General features: G+C 60.7%; 3 protein-coding genes and 1 pseudogene. 2 read left to right on the forward strand and 2 right to left on the reverse strand.

The annotated features are described in order from the left end of the window. The coding region (locus EN984_RS31395) for a hypothetical protein (RefSeq protein ID WP_245480158.1) at nt 1-232 on the forward strand (232 nt) is incomplete at its 5' end. Nucleotides 233-277: 45 nt separating this feature from the next. Here the strand turns inward: EN984_RS31395 and EN984_RS31400 are convergent. Next, nucleotides 278-711, reverse strand: a pseudogene (locus tag EN984_RS31400) (DUF2267 domain-containing protein). Between the two features lie 125 nt (nt 712-836). Here EN984_RS31400 and EN984_RS31405 point away from each other — a divergent pair. After that, the gene (locus tag EN984_RS31405; protein ID WP_236382652.1) at nt 837-1,631 is read left to right on the forward strand and encodes a hypothetical protein; all 795 of its coding nucleotides are present in this window, start codon (nt 837-839) and stop codon (nt 1,629-1,631) included. A gap of 34 nt (nt 1,632-1,665) precedes the next feature. On the opposite strand, the gene EN984_RS31410 is transcribed toward EN984_RS31405, so the two are convergent. After that, nucleotides 1,666-2,391: NADP-dependent oxidoreductase (locus EN984_RS31410; RefSeq protein ID WP_164765784.1), on the reverse strand; the 726-nt coding region annotated here is incomplete at its 5' end.

Here is a 2,391-nt window from a genome sequence, read left to right on the forward strand (position 1 = left end):
AGATTGGAGGCAGCCCATGGCACGCGGGAGCAAGAAACACATCGGAGCAGGTTCACAGGGAAAGGGTTCTGGCACAGGCGCCATGACCGTAACGCCAAAGGACAAGCTCGAAGAAAACCAGGTTCTGTCCAATCGCGACAAGGCGCAGCATTCCAAAGAACGCGGTTTGGACTCCAGGCAGATCGCGACCGAGCAGCACCAGGATCATGCCGCCAACCGTTTGCGAGACTGACGCCCTCGGGGCGCCAGCCTCGGCACGGCTGCCTGGGGAGCGTCGCTATTTGACGCCGAGACTTTCGGGCCAAAGCGCCTGGATTTCTTTCGGCAGGGCATCGCGCACCTTGGCCGATTGGCCAAGATCAATATGCCGTGCAAGAACTCGGAACACCGAGCGTGCCGCCTCCTCGGGATCGACGGGGCGGATCGATTTCAATTCCTCGCCGATGTGCTGCGAGAAGTTTTCAAGGGAGCGCGTTTTGTCCGGCTCGGCTGCGGGCCGGTAGTGGTCGTAATAAGCGCCGCGTACCAGGAGCGGCAGTTCCGCCCCAAGTTTGGCCGCAAGCCCGATCTGCAGCCTGTCCCTTACGGTCCGCAAGACCGCGCCCAATATGTGCCATGCAATCCGCCGATCCGGACCTCCATGATCTCGTCGAGCCAGATGTTGGTCGTCTGCAGCGTCCTGTCAAAAACATCCAAACCGGTAGCGCTCATCATCGCCTCCTCATCAAATTCATGTCTGGTTTCGAAACGATGCTCGGGGACAATCGTTTCGCTATCTGTCGGCAAAATTGGCTCGGTCGGTGATCCGGCTCTGCTCCGGGATCACGGAACGGCTCTTGGTTGCGCTGGAACCCCTTCGGAAGCAGTTCGTTCCTTGGGTGGGCGGCTTTGAGGAGTTGGTTGGGTGGGGGAGCGCGTCCCGCAACAGGTTTTTTGCGATGCCTGCAAGGAAGACAAAAACCGATGAAGGCGAGAACCGGCAGCAACTCCTGCAGATGATGACCACGGAGCATTTGGTGCTCGGGACCGCCAGAGCGGCGACGATTCAGGAGGCGAATCAGCGCGCAAATTTGTTCCTGACTTCGGTATCCAGCGCCACGATCGCCCTTGCCTTCGTCGCCCAGGTGACAAGGATGGGGCTTCCTTTCATGCTGTTCAGCCTGATCCTGTTGCCATGCCTCTACTTCATCGGGCTGGTGACATTCGTCAGGGCTGTGCAGGTGGCCATCGAAGACATGGTCCACGCCCGTGGCATGGCGCGCATCAGGCACTACTACACCGAGCTTACTCCCTCGATGGCGCGCTACCTGGTTCACTCCACTCATGACAACCAAACGGCTCTGCTGGCCGATGTCGGCCTCAAGCCAAGGCCCTGGCAAGCGTTCGCCGGAACCGCAGGGATGGTGAATGTCGTCAACGGTGCCATCGCCGGTGTCTTTGCCGGGGTGATGCTCAAGGTTGTCATTGGCTCGACAGTCAGTCTCGCCGTGACTGTCGGCATTCTAGCCTTTGCGGTGAGCAATTGGTGCCTCTGGCAACATCACACGCGCAGTTGGGCAAGCGCGGAACACAAGCTGAAGGTGTTGTTTCCGAACGTGCCGGACAGCGACGGCGACGCGCGGATCGGATAACCCGTTCGAGAGGGACGGCAGAAGCACCAACTCGCTAGGCGGAAACCTCAAGCACGATCTTGCCACGCACATGCTCATTTTCCAGCCGTTCTTCCGCTTTGGCGACCTCTCCAAGAGGGTACGTGGCTTGCACGAAGGGGGTGACCTTGCCGGCCTCGATGAGGCGGCCGATCTCGGCAAGATGCGCCGCATTCGGTTCGGCCAGATAGGAGACGCCACGCGCCCGGCGCAAATTTGCCTTTTCCTGCGACGGTTCGGAAAGAGTGGAAACGAGTGTTCCGCCTGGCTTGAGCACATCCCAGGAGCGGTCCTGCGTGTCGCCCGCGACAAGGTCGAACACCAGGTCGACCGCATCGACGACCTCTTCGAAACCCTGGTTCTTGTAGTCGACCGTCTGATCGGCGCCGAGCTCACGGACGAAAACCACGTCCTCGGCGGAAACGGTTGTCGCGACGAACGCGCCCGCGGCCTTGGCGAACTGGATCGCCAGATGACCGACGCCGCCGGCGCCGCCATGGATGAGAACCCGTTGCCCGGATTTGAGGCCGCCATGGTCGAACAGGCCCTGCCATGCAGTGATGCCGGCAAGCGGCACCGCCGCGGCTTCGACATGGCTTAGACGATCCGGTTTCGCAGCCGCCTCCGTCGCCTTGACCACGACAAATTCGGCATTGCCGCCCCGGTCATGACCAAGCATCGCAAATAATGGGTCGCCCTTCTTCAACGTATGCGCCCGCGTGCCGCATATTTCCACCGTGCC

This window comes from Mesorhizobium sp. M7A.F.Ca.CA.004.12.1.1, from assembly GCF_003997835.1.
Classification (GTDB): domain Bacteria; phylum Pseudomonadota; class Alphaproteobacteria; order Rhizobiales; family Rhizobiaceae; genus Mesorhizobium.